Annotated in this window: 22 protein-coding genes; 14 read left to right on the top strand and 8 right to left on the bottom strand. The window is 30.8% G+C overall.

Annotated elements, in window-relative coordinates:
- Window positions 1-49: 49 nt before the first annotated feature.
- The 3 genes from trmD to BMX42_RS00500 are packed head-to-tail and all read right to left on the bottom strand — an operon-like array spanning window position 50 to window position 2058.
- Window positions 50-727 carry a tRNA (guanosine(37)-N1)-methyltransferase TrmD gene (gene trmD, locus BMX42_RS00510; protein ID WP_091306740.1) on the bottom strand — a complete coding sequence of 226 codons (678 nt, stop codon included), beginning with the start codon at window positions 725-727 and terminating at the stop codon, window positions 50-52.
- A 60-nt stretch (window positions 728-787) separates the two neighbouring features.
- Window positions 788-1237 carry a DUF1569 domain-containing protein gene (locus tag BMX42_RS00505; RefSeq protein WP_091306736.1) on the bottom strand — a complete coding sequence of 150 codons (450 nt, stop codon included), beginning with the start codon at window positions 1235-1237 and terminating at the stop codon, window positions 788-790.
- Window positions 1238-1257: 20 nt separating this feature from the next.
- Entirely contained in the window at window positions 1258-2058 is an 801-nt protein-coding gene (locus BMX42_RS00500) for a class I SAM-dependent methyltransferase (protein WP_091306732.1), read from the bottom strand.
- A gap of 84 nt (window positions 2059-2142) precedes the next feature.
- On the opposite strand from BMX42_RS00500, the gene BMX42_RS00495 reads away from it, so the two are divergent.
- The 3 genes from BMX42_RS00495 to BMX42_RS00485 all read left to right on the top strand — a co-directional run bounded on the left by BMX42_RS00495 (window position 2143) and on the right by BMX42_RS00485 (window position 4082).
- Window positions 2143-3075, top strand: a complete 933-nt coding sequence (locus tag BMX42_RS00495; protein WP_091306728.1) for a peptidylprolyl isomerase — start codon at window positions 2143-2145, stop codon at window positions 3073-3075.
- Window positions 3076-3171: 96 nt separating this feature from the next.
- Window positions 3172-3513 carry a cytochrome c gene (locus BMX42_RS00490; RefSeq protein ID WP_091306724.1) on the top strand — a complete coding sequence of 114 codons (342 nt, stop codon included), beginning with the start codon at window positions 3172-3174 and terminating at the stop codon, window positions 3511-3513.
- A 71-nt stretch (window positions 3514-3584) separates the two neighbouring features.
- Window positions 3585-4082 (top strand): hypothetical protein, encoded by a 498-nt coding sequence (locus tag BMX42_RS00485; RefSeq protein WP_091306721.1) that lies wholly within the window; start codon window positions 3585-3587, stop codon window positions 4080-4082.
- Between the two features lie 2 nt (window positions 4083-4084).
- Here the strand turns inward: BMX42_RS00485 and BMX42_RS00480 are convergent, their stop codons facing one another.
- Both BMX42_RS00480 and BMX42_RS00475 read right to left on the bottom strand, forming a co-directional pair.
- Complete coding sequence (locus tag BMX42_RS00480) at window positions 4085-5155, bottom strand: hypothetical protein (protein ID WP_091306717.1); 1071 nt, start codon at window positions 5153-5155, stop codon at window positions 4085-4087.
- Between the two features lie 33 nt (window positions 5156-5188).
- Entirely contained in the window at window positions 5189-5377 is a 189-nt protein-coding gene (locus tag BMX42_RS00475; protein ID WP_091306714.1) for a hypothetical protein, read from the bottom strand.
- A 231-nt stretch (window positions 5378-5608) separates the two neighbouring features.
- Here BMX42_RS00475 and BMX42_RS00470 point away from each other — a divergent pair, with 231 nt between their 5' ends.
- Window positions 5609-5992 (top strand): pyrophosphohydrolase domain-containing protein, encoded by a 384-nt coding sequence (locus BMX42_RS00470; protein WP_091306711.1) that lies wholly within the window; start codon window positions 5609-5611, stop codon window positions 5990-5992.
- 50 nt (window positions 5993-6042) lie between these two features.
- Here BMX42_RS00470 and BMX42_RS00465 read toward each other — a convergent pair whose 3' ends face one another.
- Complete coding sequence (locus tag BMX42_RS00465; protein ID WP_394332813.1) at window positions 6043-7107, bottom strand: branched-chain amino acid aminotransferase; 1065 nt, start codon at window positions 7105-7107, stop codon at window positions 6043-6045.
- A gap of 152 nt (window positions 7108-7259) precedes the next feature.
- Here BMX42_RS00465 and BMX42_RS00460 point away from each other — a divergent pair, with 152 nt between their 5' ends.
- The 9 genes from BMX42_RS00460 (at window position 7260) to BMX42_RS00420 (ending at window position 14755) form a co-directional block, all read left to right on the top strand.
- Window positions 7260-7754 (top strand): DUF4920 domain-containing protein, encoded by a 495-nt coding sequence (locus BMX42_RS00460; RefSeq protein WP_091306705.1) that lies wholly within the window; start codon window positions 7260-7262, stop codon window positions 7752-7754.
- On the top strand, window positions 7754-8185 hold the full coding sequence (locus tag BMX42_RS00455; RefSeq protein WP_091306703.1) for a hypothetical protein: 432 nt from the start codon (window positions 7754-7756) through the stop codon (window positions 8183-8185). The genes BMX42_RS00460 and BMX42_RS00455 overlap by 1 nt, the downstream gene beginning before the upstream one ends.
- Window positions 8186-8334: 149 nt before the next feature.
- The gene (msrB, locus tag BMX42_RS00450) at window positions 8335-8862 is read left to right on the top strand and encodes a peptide-methionine (R)-S-oxide reductase MsrB (protein ID WP_091306700.1); all 528 of its coding nucleotides are present in this window, start codon (window positions 8335-8337) and stop codon (window positions 8860-8862) included.
- 132 nt (window positions 8863-8994) lie between these two features.
- Window positions 8995-10011 carry a type IX secretion system protein PorQ gene (gene porQ, locus BMX42_RS00445; protein ID WP_091306697.1) on the top strand — a complete coding sequence of 339 codons (1017 nt, stop codon included), beginning with the start codon at window positions 8995-8997 and terminating at the stop codon, window positions 10009-10011.
- Between the two features lie 97 nt (window positions 10012-10108).
- Window positions 10109-10804, top strand: coding sequence for a (d)CMP kinase (gene cmk / locus BMX42_RS00440; protein ID WP_091306693.1), 696 nt, complete (start codon window positions 10109-10111; stop codon window positions 10802-10804).
- Window positions 10805-10817: 13 nt separating this feature from the next.
- Window positions 10818-11321 (top strand): hypothetical protein, encoded by a 504-nt coding sequence (locus BMX42_RS00435; protein WP_091306690.1) that lies wholly within the window; start codon window positions 10818-10820, stop codon window positions 11319-11321.
- 203 nt (window positions 11322-11524) lie between these two features.
- Window positions 11525-13309, top strand: a complete 1785-nt coding sequence (rpsA, locus tag BMX42_RS00430) for a 30S ribosomal protein S1 (RefSeq protein ID WP_091306687.1) — start codon at window positions 11525-11527, stop codon at window positions 13307-13309.
- Window positions 13310-13433: 124 nt separating this feature from the next.
- Window positions 13434-14000, top strand: coding sequence for a fasciclin domain-containing protein (locus tag BMX42_RS00425; protein WP_091306683.1), 567 nt, complete (start codon window positions 13434-13436; stop codon window positions 13998-14000).
- A 125-nt stretch (window positions 14001-14125) separates the two neighbouring features.
- Complete coding sequence (locus tag BMX42_RS00420; protein WP_091306680.1) at window positions 14126-14755, top strand: hypothetical protein; 630 nt, start codon at window positions 14126-14128, stop codon at window positions 14753-14755.
- Window positions 14756-14829: 74 nt separating this feature from the next.
- Here BMX42_RS00420 and pheT read toward each other — a convergent pair whose 3' ends face one another.
- On the bottom strand, window positions 14830-17259 hold the full coding sequence (gene pheT / locus BMX42_RS00415) for a phenylalanine--tRNA ligase subunit beta (protein WP_091308723.1): 2430 nt from the start codon (window positions 17257-17259) through the stop codon (window positions 14830-14832).
- A 161-nt stretch (window positions 17260-17420) separates the two neighbouring features.
- On the opposite strand from pheT, the gene BMX42_RS00410 reads away from it, so the two are divergent.
- Window positions 17421-19379: a KUP/HAK/KT family potassium transporter gene (locus BMX42_RS00410; RefSeq protein WP_091306677.1), complete on the top strand. Its 1959-nt coding sequence runs from the start codon at window positions 17421-17423 to the stop codon at window positions 19377-19379.
- Window positions 19380-19854: 475 nt separating this feature from the next.
- Here BMX42_RS00410 and BMX42_RS00400 read toward each other — a convergent pair whose 3' ends face one another.
- Window positions 19855-20616 carry a C40 family peptidase gene (locus BMX42_RS00400; RefSeq protein ID WP_091306668.1) on the bottom strand — a complete coding sequence of 254 codons (762 nt, stop codon included), beginning with the start codon at window positions 20614-20616 and terminating at the stop codon, window positions 19855-19857.
- Window positions 20617-20622 lie beyond the last annotated feature (6 nt).

Here is a 20622-nt window from a genome sequence, read left to right as displayed (position 1 = left end):
TATAAGCTCGGGATTTTTCGTATATCTAAAATTGTAAATCGTAAATATTTTACTCCTCCAATAAGTCTGGTCGTCTTTCTTTTGTATGTTCGTAGGCTTTTTGTTCGCGCCATTTTTCTATTTCTGGGAAATTACCGCTCAATAAAATATCCGGAATTTTCATGCCTTTATATTCAGCTGGACGTGTATAAATTGGTGGTGACAACAAATTATCTTGAAAACTATCTGTTAAGGCTGAAGTTTCATTACTCAACACACCAGGAATCAATCGGAATAAGGCATCGCATAAAATTACGGCTCCTAATTCGCCACCAGATAAAACATAATCGCCAATTGAAATTTCTTTCGTAATATGTAAATCACGCACACGTTGGTCTACACCTTTATAATGCCCACACAAAATGATTAAATTTCCTAACATCGACATGGAATTCGCCATTTTTTGGTTTAGCGTTTCTCCGTCTGGCGTCATGTAAATGATTTCGTCGTATTCGCGTTCGCTTTTTAATTTCGTAATACAATCGTCAATTGGTTGAATATTCATCACCATTCCAGCGCCACCGCCAAATTGATAATCGTCAACACTTTTTTGTTTGTTCGTGCTATAATCGCGTAAATTATGAAAATGAACTTCTACGAAGCCTTTATCAATGGCTCTTCTCATCATAGAACCTTCAAACGGACTTCTTATTAATTCAGGTAAAACAGTGATTATATCTACGCGCATAGCTTTTTATTTATTTGAAGTGCAAAGTTACAACTCACAAGTCATAACTCATAACTTTTTTTAAACTCCAAATTGTTCTAAATGATGATTTAGGTGCATAAATTGTAAACGATCCCATTCTTGATACGTCATCGTGCCAAAGAAAGGATGTTTTGTGTTTTTAATTACTGCGTGTCCTTCTTTTTCAAATTGCTGAATTTTTCCTATTAATTCATTTTTTGTAGCTTCAAAATCATATTTTTCAGTTCTAATAAATGATGGAGCAGTTGGACTATTTTTCTTAAAAATATCTTGTTTCAACATTTTTGCTTTTACCATTTTTCCTAAAATTTGCATCAAAAAACTCGCTTTAAGACTTGAATTTCCAAAAGCAATATCAATAGGAGCAATGCAATGACTTAACATTTGATCCACACTCATTTTACCCCATTTTGCCTGAGATTCTGAGCTTAACGAATTAATTCTGCTAATAATTTCTTGATTGTCAGTTGGGTTAAAAATTGATTTCATTTTATATAATTTTATAGATTTTAATTTTCTAATTCTCCAACAATGGAATACATCATTGGGATTTTATTTCCGAATTTTTGAATACGAAATTTGCCAGGTTCAAATTCTTCCGTATGACTAAAACAGTTATAATGTGAGTAGTCAAATTCTTCAAAATTTTTAATTATAATGTTTTGTTTTATAAGAGATTGAAGTACTTCACTTAAACTATGATTCCAAGTAATTGTGTTGTTTTCAATTGCAGCAGATTTGTCAGCATAAGTTCCTGTTTCTTCTTCAAGAATAGGTTCCGATTTAAAGTAATTGTAGAAGACTTCGTTAAAATCATTATCATACATCCAAACCACAGGATGAAATTCGAAAAAGACAAATTTTCCATTAGGTTTTAGTGCACCAGAAATTTCGGAAGCCCATTTATCTAAATCGGGTAACCAACCAATTGTTCCATAACTTGTGTACACAATATCATATTTTTCGGAAATGTGTTGTAAAGTATCGTAGACGTCGCAACAGATAAATTCGGCATCTAAACCTAATTTATCATTTAATGCTTTGGCTTTGGCAACAGCTTCTTCAGAGAAATCAATTCCTGTAACTTTTGCCCCTAATCGAGCCAAAGACAAACTATCTTGACCAAAATGACATTGTAAGTGTAAAATTCGTTTTCCAGAAACATTGCCCAGTGCGTCTAAATCGGTTTGTGGTAAAGTGATTTTTCCGTTTATGAAATTTTCTTGTTCGTAAAAATCGGAATCAACATGAACAGCAACTTTATTATTCCAAGTCTGCTTATTGATTTGAAGGTAATTTTCTGAATTCATTTTGAGATGTAATTTTTGCTTATAAACCAATCAAATATAGTTAAAAAAGTAGTAAATTTGCACTTTAATTTAAAAATAAAAGCAATGCAAGACGGAATTTACGCTAAATTTAATACAGCAAAAGGTTCAATTTTAGTAAAGTTAACTCACGATAAAACACCTGGAACAGTTGGAAACTTTGTAGGTTTAGCTGAAGGTCAGTTAGAAAACAAAGCGAAACCAATGGGACAACCATATTATAATGGTTTAAAATTCCATAGAGTTATTCCAGATTTCATGATCCAAGGTGGTTGCCCACAAGGACAAGGAACTGGTGGACCAGGTTACCAATTTGATGATGAATTTCACCCAGAATTAAGACATGACAAACCAGGAGTTTTGTCTATGGCTAATGCTGGACCTGGAACTAATGGTTCTCAGTTTTTCATTACACACGTTCCAACAAATTGGTTAGATGGTAAACATACTGTTTTTGGTCATGTTGTAGAAGGACAAGATGTTGTTGATGCTGTAGCTGGAAATGATTCTTTAGATTCTATTGAAATCATTAGAGTTGGTGCTGAAGCTGAAAAGTGGAATGCAATTGAAGCATTTAGAACGTTTGAAGGTTCTCGTGAAAAAAGAATTTTAGAGCAAAAACAAGCGGCTGAAGCGGCTATGGAAAAATTAGCTGCTGGTTTTTCAAAAACAGAAAGTGGTTTACGTTACCAAATTATCCAAAAAGGTAATGGAAAACAAGCTGAAAAAGGTAAAAAAGTTTCTGTTCACTATCAAGGTGCTTTAGAAAACGGTCAAGTATTTGATTCATCATACAAAAGAAAACAACCAATTGATTTTCAATTAGGAGTTGGACAAGTTATTGAAGGTTGGGACGAAGGTATCGCTTTGTTACAAGTTGGAGATAAAGCGCGTTTCGTTATTCCTTCTTACTTAGGATACGGAAGTAATGGTGCTGGAGGAGTTATTCCACCAGATGCAACTTTAGTGTTTGATGTTGAATTAATGGACGTTAAATAATAGCAATTCGCTAAATAAAAAATAAATGTTAAAATCCGTTCTGATTCAAAATTGGAACGGATTTTTTATATATTTGAAATAACTAAAAAACAAAATATGAAAACAAAAATTACTATTGGATTGTTTGCTTTGGCAATTGCTTATGGTTGTACGGCTAAAAAAGCTGTAGCGCCAACTCCAGAAGTTAAAGAAGTTGTTGTAGCAACAGACGCTGCTATGGTTGCTATGGTAGAACCGTTAAAACCAGTTGCTACTGCTGAAACATTAGCTGAAGGAAAAAGTTTATATGAAATGAATTGTGCTAAATGTCACAAATTGTTTGATCCAAACACTTTCAATACTGAAGAATGGACACCAATTGTATTGCGTATGCAAAAGAAAGCTAAAATTTCTGATGAACACCGTGAAAAAATATATGCTTATTTAACAACACCATAATTTCAATAGATTTGTGTGTTTATAATAATACAAGTAACTTTGGCTCGTAATTTGCGAGCCATTTTTTATATATGAAGAAATTAATTATATTTTTATTATTCACTACTTTTAGCTTTTCGCAAGATGGCTTACCTCATTGTGGATACGATTTTACAACGTATTTAGTTGCGAATCCAATTGATGCATCTACAAAGAAAATTATAGATGGTTTACAAATTACTTTGGTAGATAGTAATGGAAATGATGTGGTAAATACCAATAATGAGTTCAGTTTAATCAATAAAGATAAAAGTTTATTATTTGCGAAAAACTACAAAGTGACTTTAGTAAATTCGGAAGTAAGATGGTTTTATAATATTTGTGAAGACCAATATTTACTACAATTGAAAGCTAATTTTATTCCTGAAGATAACGGTTATGCAATCAAAATTACCGATACTTTAAATCGTTATCCAACTACAATTGTTCCGGTTTTCAATAATAATTTATATGTTTTGTGTACGACTAAAGTGAAAAGCTTTGGTCCAAAAATGACAAACAATATGATAACTATTGAGATGAGTAAATAATTTTATTTAAGTTCAATATTTTCTGTTGGTGCAGCTGCAGTACTATCTTTCTCCACTTTTCTTCTAGGTGGTTTTTTCTTTACAATTGGAATGTAAATTTCAGTTTCCCATTTAGAAGGTTCAGTAACTTCAGGTAGTGATTTTTTATAAATTCCTAAATAAACAGATGCTTTGTCTTCCGTAAATTTGTTTTCTGCAATATAATTTCTTGCTTTTGACCAAGCATTTTTCATATGTGAATAATCACCTTTTAAAATGGTTTTAACAGCTAAAAATGATTCGAAACGATTGCCTTTAATTTGACTTTCTGGTGTGGTTAAAATCTCATCTTTTACAGGAACACACATCGAATATTTCATTGTATTTCCATTCGGACTGTTATAAAAAATAACAAACGGAACACCTAAAGTTTCAATGGCATTGTTCTTAATAAAGGTTTTCATTGTAGTAAGTAAGGCTTTAGATTTCTTAGGGAAATCTTTCACTAAACATGAATCTTTTTGCTCAATAAATATTGTTTCTGGTCGGTTGACTAAACCTTGTACTTTAATATCAAAATTGCCTAATTCATTCACTAAATAATTATTGATTTTTACTAAACTTTCTTCAATTTGTGGTCCAACATAACTTGTAATACCACCATTTAAAACAGAATATATTTTTTCTTTAAAGGTTAAATCTCCTTTAATGGTAACTAAAGCTAAAGTTCCAGTTTTAGTTTTTTTGAATTTCCAATGTAGTGTTTGCTTGTTTGAGCTTTCAATATAGTCTTGAACTATAGAATCCTTTTGTGCAAAAGTCGTAGCAATTTTATTATTTGAATCCCATTTTACAAATGATTTCTCTCCAATAGTATTTTCGGAAGTGGTAAACGTGAAATTTTCGTCTTTATTAAATTGTTGCCAATCGCTCCAATTTGAAAAATCGTTTACGTATTCAAAAACAACAAATGTAGGTGAATTAATTTCTTTTTGCTTCGTAATTTGATAGGTTGCTGGTTGTGTGGCAACAAAAACTACAAATGCCAAAAGGAAAAGTAAAAATAAAAGCGTTAAATATTTGAAAATTTTCATTTAGCCTGATTCTAAAAATCAAATATAAATAAATTATTCTTTTATGTAGCCTTTAATTAAGAATAAGAACAAAATAAATAATAAAAATCCTAATAATATCCATTTCACACCTTTATATTGCTGTTTGTGAGTGCTTTTATCTTTCAAATACATAAAAACAATGATGATAATAAAAGTGATTGCAAATAAAATGGCGAAAATGGTTTGTCCTTGTGAAAACATGTTGATAAATTTTTCAACAAATTTAAGGATTACAACATTTAAAATATAATTTTATGACATTAAAATTTTTCAAAAAAAGTTTGCCACGAATTATCGAATTTAATGTTAAGATTAAAAATTAGTTTCGACATTGTTGAAAATTTATTCGAATAAAATTTTTATAAATTCAATAAATAAGTTTTCGAAAATTCGTGGCAAAAATAAATTTAAAATAATGCTAAAACATATATTATGCAAAAACAATTAGATGCTGTGAAATTATTTCATACAACTTATGGATTAGGAGTAAGTCATGAAATGAAAGCCGATTTAGGTGAACAAAAAAACAACCTTCGTTTTGAATTAATGAAGGAAGAAAATGAAGAATATTTAGAAGCCGTTCAGAATAATGATATTGTTGAAATTGCGGATGCTTTAGGCGATATGTTATATATTTTATGCGGTACGATTTTAGAACACGGATTGCAACATAAAATTGAATCTGTTTTTGATGAAATTCAAAGAAGTAATATGAGTAAATTAGGTGAAGATGGAAAACCTATTTACCGTGAAGATGGTAAAGTAATGAAAGGTCCGAATTACTTTAAACCCAATTTTGAAGAAATATTGAGATAAAAAAAAAGCCTGAGTTTTTCTCAGGCTTTTTTTTATTTTATATAAGTAGATTAAACTTTAACTGTCCAATTGAAAGTATCTTCAGCCAATTTGTACTGAATGTTGTTTAATTTTTCTTTAATTTCTAATGCAAAAGAATTTTCTAATTTTGGTAATTCGAAATATTCATCTCTGAATGAAAAACCAACAATCGGATTAATTACCGCAGCTGTTCCAGCTCCAAAAATTTCTTTTAATGTTCCGTTTTTCGCAGCAGCAACTAATTCTTCAACTAAAACTGGACGAACTTCAGTTGCGATATTATCTCTTTTAGCAATATCTAAAACAGATTTTCTAGTTACACCATCTAAAATTCTTTCCGAAGTTGGTGCTGTTAATAAAGTATCTCCAATTCTAAAAAATACATTCATAGTTCCAGCTTCTTCTAATTTTGTATGCGTTGCATCATCTGTCCAAATAATTTGTTGGAAACCTTGCTCGTTCGCTAATTTTGTTGGGTAAAACTGAGCAGAATAATTTCCAGCCGCTTTTGCAGCACCAATTCCACCATTAGCAGCACGACTAAAATGTTCCGCAATAATTACTTTAACTTCACCAGAATAATAAGATTTTGCTGGCGAAAGGATAATCATAAAACGATATTGAGAAGAAGGTTGTGCAATTACACCACTTCCAATTGCAATCATGAATGGTCTAATATATAATGAGTTTCCGTTTCCGAATTTTACCCAATCTTTCTCTATATTTAATAATGTTTTTAATCCGTCAATAAAGATGCTTTCAGGAATTTCTGGCATCGCCATACGAACTGCACTTTTATTAAAACGTAAATGATTTTCATCTGGACGAAACAACCAAACGTCATCATTTTCATCTTTGTACGCTTTCATTCCTTCAAAAATCGCTTGTCCGTAATGGAAAACTTTCGCAGATGGATCAATAGTAAAAGGTTCGTAAGCCTTAATTACCGGTTGTTCCCAAGCGCCATTTCTATAATCACAAATTAACATGTGATCAGTAAATGTGTTTCCGAAAGTTAAGTTTTCAAAATCAACTTCATTAATTTTTGAAGTTTCATTTTTAATAATTTTGATATCGTTTGTAATACTATTCATTATAGATTTTATATGTGTGTTGTGTTTTACAAAATTTTTACAAATTTATTAAATAAAATATTCTTGAAGATTCATTTTTTGAATAATTATTAACAAAGTTTGCTTTAAATAATTAAATTTGTTTTTTGAACACTATAAAAAAATAAAAAAACATGAAAAAAATAGTTGTAATCGCAGCTCTGTCAGTTGTATTAGTTTCTTGTAATAAGAAAGAAGAAACGATAGTAAAATCAGAATCAAAAATGACTTATGCCTCATTTGGTGATAAAATAACTGCTGATAATTCAATTACTAAGGATGAAATGTTAGCAAAATATAAAACATTAAAAGCTGGTGATACTTTAAATGTAAAAGTGGCGACAAAAATTAATGAAATTTGCCAAAACAAAGGATGTTGGATGACTTTAGATTTAGGTAATTCAGAAAAAGCGTTTGTAAAATTTAAAGATTATGGTTTTTTCGTACCAATGAATGCTCAAAAAAGAGAATCTGTTGTAGAAGGTAAAGCATTTGTTGAAGAAACTCCAGTTGCAGAATTGAAACATTATGCAGAAGATGAAGGGAAATCTGCTGAAGAAATTGCTAAAATTACAGCACCAAAAACAGAATATAAGTTTTTAGCTAATGGTGTTTTAATTGCAAAATAATGAAGTATTTATTAGTTGTTGTTTCTGTTTTATTTTTGAGTTGTAACTCGAATAAATCAGAAGATAAAAAGGAAAATTGCGAAAAACCAAAAGAAGAACTTCAAATGTATGAAGCTTCTGAAATGGCGACATTAATGGAGCAAATGTATGTTCATAACGTGCAACTTCGTGATAAAATTATTAAAAACGATTCGTTAGGAAAATTGCCAGACTATTTTTCAAATATCTCAAAAGCTGCCATGACAAAAGGTAAAGAAAGAGATGCTTTTTTTAACGAAAAAGCGGCTATTTTTACTAAGGCGCAATCTGAAATTTATACTTCAAAAAACACGAAAGAAAGTTTTAATACAATGGTAAATGCTTGTATTAGTTGTCACGAAGTAAAATGTGGCGGACCAATTGAAAGAATTAAAACATTGTATATTAAGTAAGAATTATTTCGAATTTATATTTAAAGCCAGAATTCACCTTCTGGTTTTTTTTATTTTAAAAAGACAACAAAAGTTATAAATTCCTTAAATTTTTAAGTTTTAAAACCAAGCGTACAACTTTTTCGTAATTTTATAGAAACAAAGAAATCATGAGGAATATATTTATTATTTTATTAGCTTTTAGTTTTGTTTCTTGCAACAGTCAAAATAAGAATGTGGAAAAAGCAAAAGAACCAACTAAAGAAATCACTAAAAAATCAGAAACTAAAAAAGATACTATGGATTTTAAAATTGTAAAAACAGATGCGGAATGGAAAGCGCAACTTTCACCTGAAGAATATACAGTTCTGAGAGAAAAAGGAACAGAAAGACCTTTTACAGGTGAATATGACAAACTTTTTGAAAAAGGAATGTATGTGTGTGCTGCATGTGAAAATCCATTATTTACATCAGATACAAAATTCGATTCACATTGTGGTTGGCCTTCTTTTGATGAAGCTATTAAAGGTTCTACCGTTTATCATAAAGACACCTCTTTTGGTATGATTCGTACAGAAGTAATGTGTGCGAAATGTGGTGGACATTTAGGTCATGTTTTTGATGATGGTCCGAAAGAAACTACTGGTCAGCGTTATTGTACGAATTCGGTTTCTATTAAATTTATTCCAGCAAAATAAAATTATAAAGCATTTTAATTCACTTTAAAATGCTTTTTTTAGTTTTAAATCGAAAACAACTAAAACTAAATTTTCTCATTCTAATATATAATTTTATCTTCGCAACTGCGTTATTATAGAATAACTGAAAAAATGCTAAGAAAACTATTGCCACTACTTTTTGTATTTGTTACGCCTATTTATGCGCAAGTAGGAGGGCAATCGGTATATCAGTTTTTAAATTTAGTACAATCTCCAAGGCAAGCAGCGATGGGTGGAAAAACGGTTACAATTGTCGATTACGATGTTAATCAGGCGTTTTTTAATCCAGCAACCATCAATGCGAAAATGCACAATCAGCTTTCAACCAGTTATAGTAATTATTTCGGTGAAGTGACTTATGGAACTGCAGCTTACGCTTATACGTGGGATAGACACGTGCAAACTTTTCACGTTGGTGCCAATTATGTAAACTACGGAAATTTTGATGGTTATGACGAGTTTGGTAATCAAGAGGCAAGTTTTACTGGAACTGAAGGAGCATTATCTTTCGGATATTCATACAATATTCCTTGGACCAATTTTTATGCTGGTGCCAATGCAAAATTTATTACTTCTGCTTTAGAAAGTTATAGTTCTTTTGGAGTGGCGACAGATATTGGTTTTTTATATATTGATGATAGAAATGATATTAATTACGGTGTGTCATTCAGAAACCTAGGTTATCAGATTAAACCATATGAAACAACAAGAGAAAAGTTACCTTTTGAAATTACAGCTGGTATTTCGCAATTGGTAGAAAATGTTCCTATTCGTTGGCATTTAACTTTCGAAAATTTACAACAATGGAAACTTGCTTTCGCGAACCCAAATAGAGCACAAGGAAGTTTAGACGGCACAACTGAAGAAGAAAAAGTTGGCTTTGTAAATAATGCTTTGCGACATGTAATAGTTGGGGCAGAATTGTTTCCAGAAAAAGCTTTTAATATTCGATTAGGATATAATTTCCGTCGTGGCCAAGAATTAAATATTATTGATCAAAGAAATTTCTCTGGAATTTCTGCAGGTTTCAGTTTACGATTTAATAAAGTCCGATTCGATTTTTCACATTCTCGTTATACTGTTGCAGCTAATTCAAGTATTTTTGGTTTAATGATTAATTTGGATTAGATTAATTACAAAGAGATTCACAAAGTTTTCAGAGAGAATCACAGAATAAATTTAATAACTTAGTGCCTTCGAGTCTTTGCGGCAAAAAGAATAGATCATGAAAAAAATTACCATTGCAATAGACGGATTTTCGTCAACAGGGAAAAGTACATTAGCAAAGCAAATTGCCAAACAATTAGGTTATATCTATGTTGATACTGGTGCGATGTATCGTGCAGTAACGTATTTTGCAATGCGAAATAATTTTGTTTCTGAAAATCATTTAGATGCAGATGGATTGATTGAGAACTTATCTAATATTACGTTGCAATTTCATTTTAATGAAGAAGTTGGTTTTGCGGAAATGTATTTAAATAATGAAAACGTTGAGATTGCTATTCGTACGATTGAAGTGTCGCGTTTAGTGAGTAAGATTGCTGAAATATCTGAAGTTCGTGCAAAATTAGTGGAACAGCAACAACAAATGGGAAAAAACAAAGGTATTGTGATGGATGGTCGTGATATCGGAACTGTTGTTTTTCCTAATGCCGATTTAAAACTTTTTATGACGGCAAGTCCAGAAACCAAAGCCCAACGTCGTTTTGATGAATTAATTGAAAAAGGTCAACAAGTGACTTTTGAAGAAGTACTACAAAACGTTCAAGAGCGTGACTATATTGACACACATAGAGAAGATTCACCACTTGTAAAAGCTGAAGATGCGATTGAAATTGATAATTCTCACTTATCCAAAAAAGAACAATATGAATTAGTGATGGAGTTGGTTAATGAAGAGTTGGGAGCGGGGAGCTAAAAAAAAACAATAGATGAAATTAACAATAGTATTATCCATTTTTATTTTCTTGAATTTCGGGAAATTAAATGAAACTCAAATTATTGAAAAAGACGGTGTTTCGATAGAATTTCCTAATGATTGGAATATTATGGAAATGCCAGGATATCCGATTTTAGTTCAAGAAAAAGCTAAAACTACAGAATATGCACCTTTGTGTAATTTTGTTGTTGAATTTGATAATATGAATAATGAGATTGATAGTTATATTTTTTATTTAAAAAAGAAATTTAAAACTAGTGCTTACATGACGAATTGGAAAGTTTTATCGGAAAGTGATATTAAATTTAAAGGGCTAAAAGCAAAAGAGCTAATAACAACATGTAATGCTGCTGGATTTGAATTTAAAACTAAAATAATTATAGTAAAACAGAAGAATAGAATAATTAACTTAAATTCTTCTTCTTCAGTAGCGGAGTTTGATAAAAACGAAGTTATCATCGATAAGATTTATAATTCAGTTAAGTTTATAAAATAATAGTGCTTTTTAATATTAAAATCTTTTTTACCCTCTATTTTCTTTAATAATTATTTGTATTTATCAAAAAAGTAGTATCTTTGCACACCTTTTGGCGGAGTAGAGTTTTCAATTGGTAATCAAATATTTACGTAAAACACTGTTGTTGTTTTAATCTGCATTAAATAAACTCGAACAAACACAACATACAAAATAATAAACGCATGTCTGAATTAAACAAAGAACAAGAGTCATTTTTAGCAGATTTCAACTGGCATAACTATGCTGAAGGAATTGATCCTATTGACGCAGACAATCTTCAAGAATTTGAGGATTTAGTAACAAAAACTTTCATCTCAACTTCTGATGAAGAAGTAGTAGAAGGAGTAGTAGTAAGAATCACTGACAGAGATGTTATTGTTGATATCAACGCTAAATCTGAAGGAGTTATTTCTTTAAATGAATTCCGTTACAATCCATCTTTAAAAGTGGGTGACAAAGTAGAAGTATTAATTGATATCCGTGAGGATAAAACAGGTCAATTAGTATTATCTCACAAAAAAGCAAGAACAATCAAAGCATGGGATAGAGTTATTTCTGCTAACGAAACTGGAGAAATTGTTAACGGTTTTGTTAAATGTAGAACTAAAGGTGGAATGATTGTTGACGTATTTGGTATTGAAGCTTTCTTACCAGGTTCTCAAATTGATGTGAAACCAATCCGTGATTACGATCAATACGTAAACAAAACTATGGAATTTAAAGTTGTGAAAATTAATCACGAATTTAAAAACGTAGTAGTTTCTCATAAAGCGCTTATCGAAGCTGATATCGAAGTTCAGAAAAAAGAAATCATCGGTCAATTAGAAAAAGGACAAGTATTAGAAGGTGTTGTTAAAAACATTACTTCTTATGGTGTGTTCATTGACTTAGGTGGTGTAGATGGATTAATCCATATTACAGACTTATCTTGGTCTCGTATCAATCACCCAAGTGAAGTTTTAGAATTAGACCAAAAATTAAATGTTGTAATTTTAGATTTCGATGACGAGAAAACAAGAATTCAATTAGGTTTAAAACAATTAAACGCTCACCCATGGGATGCGTTATCTGCTGAATTAAACGTAGGAGATAAAGTGAAAGGTAAAGTAGTTGTTTTAGCTGATTATGGTGCTTTCATTGAAGTAGCTGAAGGAGTTGAAGGATTAATTCACGTTTCTGAAATGTCTTGGTCTACGCATTTACGTTCTGCTCAAGATTTCGTTAAAGTTGGTGATACTGTAGATGCAGTTATCTTAACTTTAGATAGAGATGATAGAAAAATGTCATTAGGTATTAAACAATTAACTACTGATCCTTGGAATGGAATTACTGAGAAATACCCAGTTGGTTCTAAGCACACAGGTATCGTTAGAAACTTTACTAACTTCGGAATTTTCGTAGAATTAGAAGAAGGAATTGACGGTTTAGTTTATATTTCTGATTTATCTTGGACTAAAAAAATCAAACATCCATCAGAATTTGTTAACGTTGGTGACAAATTAGATGTTGTAGTTTTAGAATTAGATGTTGAAGCTCGTAAATTATCTTTAGGTCATAAACAAACTTTAGATAACCCTTGGGACAAACATGAAGCTGCTTATGCAGTAGGTACAGTTCACACTGGTACTGTTTCTGAAATTGTTGACAAAGGTGCTACAGTTGAATTTTCTGAAGACGTTCAAGGATTCGTTCCAACTCGTCATTTAGAAAAAGAAGATGGTAAAAAATTGAAAAAAGGAGATGCTGCTGAATTCAAAGTTATCGAGTTTAACAAAGAATTCAAAAGAATCGTTGCTTCACATACTGCTACTTTCAGAGAAGAAGAAGAGAAAAACTTCAAATCAGCTTCTAACGAATCAAGCAATAACAATGTAGCTTCATCTTCAAACAATGCTGAAAAATCTACTTTAGGTGATATCGATGCATTAATGGAATTAAAAGCAAGAATGGAAAAAGGAGGAAACTAATTTTTCAAATTCTTAATCATACTAAATCCCAATCAGAAATGATTGGGATTTTTTTTTTTTGACATATTTAAAACCAAACAAATCGTTTTAACGTAAATGACTTTATAACTTAAAAATCATAAACATGAAAACGAACAAAATTTTATCAGTAGTAGCCTTTACATTTGTATTATTAACAGGTGGAAACGCAGTAGCACAAAAAGAAAAAACAGTTATGGTTGGTGGTGCAGCAATGTATCCTTCAAAAAATATTGTTGAAAATGCTGTAAATTCAAAAGATCATACCACTTTGGTTGCAGCTGTAAAAGCGGCTGATTTAGTGGAAACTTTAATGACAGCAGGTCCATTTACCGTTTTTGCCCCAACAAATGCAGCATTCGAAAAATTACCAGCAGGAACAGTTGAAACTTTACTAAAACCAGAAAACAAAAAATTATTGCAAACTATTTTAACTTACCATGTTGTGGCGGGTAAAATGAATGCAAAAGATATTTCTGCTGCCATTAAAAAAGGAAACGGTAAAGTAGTTTTAACAACTGTTAGTGGTGGTAAATTAACAGCTTGGATGCAAGGAAGTGATGTTTATATTACTGATGAAAATGGAGCTTCAGCAAAAGTAACAATTGCTGATGTGAACCAATCTAACGGAGTTATTCATGTTATTGACACAGTGGTTACCCCAAAAATGTAATATATAGTTTTTATTTAGTTGTGAAAATCCCATTTTAGTTTTGTACTAAAGTGGGATTTTTTTTGGTATTTATATGAAGTTTCAGATTTCAATACCTAATTTAGCTAAATATATAATTCTACACTATGTTTAAAGATATTGATTTTAAGAAAGCGCTTCAAGAATTATCTGATAAAGAAAAAGATAAACTTATTTTAAGATTGCTGCGACGTGATATGGATTTGGCTGAAAAATTATATTTCGAATTAGTCGATACAGATTCTATTGAAGACAAACGCCGAATTATGGAATCGAATATTTCTAAATACATCAAACGTTTTTCTGAAAATTACCATTCTTTAGATTATATCGCTGTTGAAATGCGTAGTATAAGCGGAAAAATTTCTCACCATGTAAAAATCACGAAAGATAAATTCGGAGAAATTAGTCTGAATTTACAAATGCTAAATGAAACAATAGAACAAAACGCCTTTTCATTAGCTCATTCTAAGCCTCAAAAATCGAATAAGTTTTATAATTATGTGATTGTGCGAGCTTTTAAAATTTTGCTCTTAATTGACGCGCTTCACGAAGATTTTCTATTAGATTTTAAAGAAGATTTAGAAAGGTTAGGAGCGAACATTTCTAAAAACGAAATGCTATTGAAAACCGCAAATTATAATAGTTTAGATGTGAATTGGATTTTAGATGCAGAAATTCCTGAGAATATTATTCAAATTCATAAAGAAATAAAAGCCGCTGGTTTTTTGAAGTAATCTAAAATAAAAATCCTTTTAATCTGCCTGAAATTCTAGCAAATTAAAAGGATTTTAAAATTAATAATAACCTATTATCTTAATACAGCTTCTAATTGAGCTTCAAAATTACTTTGTAATTTGCTCATAATCTTGTCAATTTGAACGTCTGTTAGTGTTTTTGAAGTATCTTGAAGTATAAAGCTTAACGCGTAAGATTTCTTTCCTTCAGGTAAATTCTTTCCTTCGTATACATCAAACAAATTAATATCTTTTAATAGCGATTTTTCTGTTTGTTTCGCAACTAAGTAAAGTTGTTCGAAAGTTACTGTGTCATTCACTAAAAGCGCTAAATCTCTTCTCACTTCTGGGAATTTCGGAATATCAACTAATTTAATTTTGTTTGAAATATATTTCTGAATCGCATCCCAATTTAAATCAGCAAAAAACACATCTTGTTTCACATCAAAATGTTTTAAAAGCGTTTTTTTAATCGTACCAAACTCGGCAATAATTTCGTTACCAATAGCAAAACCAATGCCTTCAGCAAAAACATCATGCGTTACAGGAACTGTTTTGACTTTAGATTCAATATTTAATTTTGATAAAATCGCATTGATATATCCTTTAAATAAGAAGAAATCACTTGGTTTTTGAGCCACATTCCAGTTTTCAGAAGTTGCATTTCCAGTCATGGTGATAGTTAAATGCTTTCTTTCTGTATATTTTCCTTCAATTGAATGGTATGTTTTTCCGAATTCGAATAATTTTAAATCCGAATTTCTTCTGTTTACGTTGTACGAAACCGCTTCTAAAGCAGAAAACAACATCGATTGACGCATTACAGATAAATCGTTACTTAACGGATTTAACATTGTAACCGTTTCTTCTGAATTTACTTGCTCTGAAAAAACAATATAATTTGAAGTCGTTAACGAATTTGCCATCATTTCATTAAATCCTAATGAACACAATTGATTCGCAACAACGTTTTGTACTTTAAATTCTTCCGTTCTTGATGAATTAGAAACCGAAGCATTAATTTTATTAGGAATTTTGATGTTGTTGTAACCGTAAACTCTTAAAATTTCTTCAATAACATCAACTTCTCTTTGAACGTCAACTCTGTAAGAAGGAACAACTAACCCTAAACCATTATCAGTAATGCTATTTACTTTAATATCTAGAGAGGCTAAAATGTTTTTAATTGTTTCTTTTTTCAATTCTTCACCAATTAATTTATTGGTTTTGTCGAAAGATAAGAACACATTGAAATCTTCCACTTTCTTCGGATAAATGTCAACTATGTCAGAAGTGATTTCTCCACCAGCCACTTCCTGAATCAATAAAGCTGCACGTTTTAAAGCATAAGCTGTGATTTCAGGATCAATTCCTCTTTCAAAACGGAAAGAAGCATCAGTTGATAACGTATGACGTTTCGCTGTTTTTCTAATTGAAACTGGATTGAAATACGCACTTTCTAAGAAAATATTTGTAGTAGAATCAGTTACACCAGAATTGGCACCACCAAAAACTCCGGCAATACACATTGGACCGTTTTCGTCGCAAATCATTAAGTCTTCTTCGTGTAATGTTCTTTCGATATTATCTAAAGTTGTAAATTTTGTACCAGTGGCAACTGTTTTTACAATAATTTTATTTCCTTTAATTTTATTTGCGTCAAAAGCGTGTAAAGGTTGACCTAATTCGTGTAAAACGTAATTTGTAACGTCAACAATATTATTTTTTGGAGTTAATCCAATTGATTTTAATCTGTTTTGTAACCAACTTGGAGAAGGTTTTACTGTAATTCCAGAAATTGTAACACCAGCATAACGTGGTGCTAACTTATTATCTTGAATATTTACATCAATTTTTAAAGTTCTTTTATCGACTTTAAATTTACTTACAGATGGCGTAATGAATTCGGTATGAACATTTGATTGTAGTAAACCCGCTTTTAAATCACGAGCTACACCCATATGACTCATAGCATCCGCACGATTTGGAGTTAAACCAATTTCGAAAACTTCATCTACTTCAATATTGAAAACTTTACTCGCTGGCGTTCCTGGAACTAAATTGTCAGCTAAAACCATAATTCCGTCATGACTTTCACCTAAACCGATTTCGTCTTCAGCGCAAATCATACCAAAACTTTCTTGTCCTCTGATTTTTCCTTTTTTAATTTCGAAAGCATTTCCGTCTTTGTCAAACAATTTTGTACCAATTGTAGCAACCGCCACTTTTTGACCAGCAGCTACGTTACTTGCACCACAAACAATTTGTACAGGAGCATTTCCGTCGCCTAGATCTACAGTTGTGATTTTTAATTTATCAGCATCAGGATGTTTTTCACACGTTAAAACATGTCCGATAACGATACCTTTCAGTCCGCCAGTAACACTTTCAAACGCTTCAACTACTTCAACTTCCAAACCTAAATCGGTTAGTAAAGCTGCCGTTTCATCTGATTTCCAGTCTATTTTAATAAATTGTTTTAACCAATTGTAAGAAATACGCATTTTTTCAAATTTTAATAAGATTGCAAAGATAAGTATTTGATTAGAATTTAAAAGTAATTTTCGTACTTGATACATAATAATTTATTAAAATATTTTTAACAAAAAATCATTTTGAAAGATATTGTTTTCGTAATTTTGTATTTCGTTTTATAAATTTCATAATGGAAAAAGGTCATCATGGCTTGCATAAACTTTCTGCAGCCGGTTTACTAGTTACGCTAGGTATTATTTACGGAGATATTGGAACTTCTCCTTTGTATGTTCTTAATGCAATTATTGGAAAACACCCTATTAATTCTGATGTAATTAAAGGAGCAATTTCTTGTATTTTTTGGACCTTAACACTTCAAACCACAATTAAATATGTAATTATTACACTTAGAGCCGATAATAACGGTGAGGGTGGAATTTTTTCTTTGTACGCTCTTATTAGAAAAACTAAAATTAAATGGCTTTTATTTCCCGCCATTATTGGAGGTTGTACGCTTTTAGCAGATGGTATTATTACGCCGCCAATTTCGGTTTCTTCCGCAATTGAAGGTATAAAAACAATGTATCCAAGTTTCGAAGAGGAGTATATTATGTACATTGTAATTATCATATTAACTTTATTATTTGCTATTCAACAGTTTGGAACTAAGTTTATTGGTAAGTTTTTTGGACCAGTAATGTTTGTTTGGTTTGCGATGTTAGGTGGTTTAGGTTTAGTGCAATTGTTTTCTAATTTAGATATTCTTACAGCTTTAAATCCTTATTATGCATATAAATTGCTTTCAGTACATGGAGGATATTTGTATTTAGGTGCTGTCTTTTTATGTACAACAGGAGCAGAGGCTTTATATTCTGATTTAGGTCACTGTGGAAAACAAAATATTAGAATTAGTTGGATTTTTGTTAAAACAACTTTGATTTTAAACTACTTAGGTCAAGGGGCTTGGTTGATTCAGCATGATGGACAAACTTTAGCGCAAGCAGGAATTACGAATCCATTTTATGGTGTAATGGCTGATTGGTTTTTACCTATCGGAATTGCTATTGCAACCTTAGCTGCTATTGTAGCTTCTCAAGCGTTAATTAGTGGTTCGTTTACTTTGATAAATGAAGCAATTCGATTGAATTTTTGGCCAAAAGTTAAAATTAAATATCCAACAGAATTAAAAGGACAATTATACATTCCGTCATTAAATTGGTTGTTATGGGCAGGTTGTATTTTTATTGTAATTTATTTTCAGAAAGCTGCAGCAATGGAAGCGGCTTATGGTTTAGCAATTGTATTGACGATGTTAATGACAACTACATTGCTGAACTTTTATATGATTTTAAAAAGATACAATAGAGCCTTCATTTGGGTAATTATTGTTACTTATGTTGTTATTGAATTGGCCTTTTTATATGCTTGTTTACACAAATTTGGAGAAGGTGGATACATCACTTTAATTATTGCATTTATTCTATTTGCTGTAATGACATGTTGGTATTTTGCTAGAAAAATTAGAAACAGATTTGTTGAATTTGTGAAACTAGACAAATACTTACCAGTTTTAGAAGATTTAAGTAAAGATGAATCAGTTGCGAAATATGCTACTAACTTAGTGTATTTAACAAGTGCTGATAACAGATACGAAATAGAATCAAAAATTATTTATTCGATTATTAATAATAGTCCAAAACGTGCTGATATTTATTGGTTTGCTCACGTTCATGTTGTAGATGAGCCGTATACTATGGAATACAGAGTTTGTGAATTTATTCATGACGATGTAATTCGTGTTGATTTTAGATTAGGATTTAGGGTTGCTCCAAAATTCAATAAAATGTTTGCTCAGGTTGTTAAAGACATGCAGAAACGTGGAGAAGTAGATTTAACTAGTCGATACACTTCATTAAACAAACATAATGTAATTAGTGACTTTAGATTCGTTTTAATTGAAAAATTCATGTCGTATGACAATGCGTTACCATTCTACGAAAAATTCATTTTAGATGGTTATGCTATCTTGAAAAAAATGGGCTTATCTGAGGAAAAAGCTTTTGGTTTAGATCCGGGTTCAGTTACAATTGAGAAGTTTCCACTGAAAATTTCGGAGACGAAAGCAATCAAATTAACAAGAGTTGATTAAGTGATATAAATGAAAAGCCAGAATGTAAGTTCTGGCTTTTTTTTATGATTTATTGATGGTTGTTCAGCTATTGTAACACAACGATAATTAGTAACAAATTTGTAAATTTAAAATAGCAATTAGGTTACAAAAATTGATTAAATTTGTAAAAATTGAAATCATGGAAAATTCGGTGCTAATAATTGTAGCTGTTGTTTTTTTAGTGTTTTTTTTAATACTATATTTTGTGAAGCAAAATAAAAAGGATAAAAAAGAATTGGAAAAAATGCTAAACAATGATTACAAAAAAATGGATGATTCTGATGATAATTAGAGTGAATCCAAAATTAAAAAAATGTTTGTGTAAGTTGTAAAAACATGCAGATAAGAGGAGAATTAGACATGAAAAGTCTATTTGAAATTTCGGAAACTAAAGTAATTAAATTGTTAATATAAATAAAAAAGCCAGAATTTACGTTCTGGCTTTTTTATGTTTTTAAATTACTTTCTTAATCACTCTTAGTTTGTGAGTGTGTCTTCCCGTATCTACGTTGTAAATTCCTAAGTGATCAATTCTGTCAATTCTAACTTTTCCTGAAGCGTGAATGATATAATTGTTTTCCATCATAATTCCCACATGGATAATGTTTCCTTCGTCGTTATCGAAAAAGGCTAAATCTCCTGGTTCACTTTCTTCAATGAAACTTAACGCTTCACCTTGAATTGCTTGTTGAGAAGCATCTCTTAAAAGTTTATAACCGTTTAATTTATATACCATTTGAGTAAATCCAGAACAGTCAATCCCAAAAGGTGTTTTTCCACCCCATAAATAAGGTGCGTTTAAATATAAAAAAGCAGTTTTTAGAAGATTGTCTTTTGGTTTTACGCCACATTCTTTTTTACCTTCGAACTGAAAATTTGAGGTATTCACTTCGTTGATTTCTAAGAAATTCAAAGAACTTCCTAGTGGAATTGGCATTAGCTGATTGGTTTCGTATGAAATGAAATCAATTAATTCACCATTTAAAACGATTTCCGAATTTTCTAATAAGTTATATTGAATTTCGGTAATTTCTTGAAATTGTTTGTTGTCAATCCAACCTTCGTAATTATCAAAAGTGGTATTGATTTTTGTCCATTTAGGAGAAGTTTCTATGATTTTAAAAGAATCACCAAATAACAATTGAGAAACCATTTCACTTCTGTCACTGGCTTCACTTCTTATCGGTACAATTCCTAAATTACAAATTCCAAACATTTTTTG

The organism is Flavobacterium terrigena, assembly GCF_900108955.1.
In the GTDB taxonomy this organism is placed as follows: Bacteria; Bacteroidota; Bacteroidia; order Flavobacteriales; family Flavobacteriaceae; genus Flavobacterium; species Flavobacterium terrigena.
Note: the sequence above shows the minus strand (reverse complement) of the source record. Positions and strands in the feature narration are given on the sequence as shown.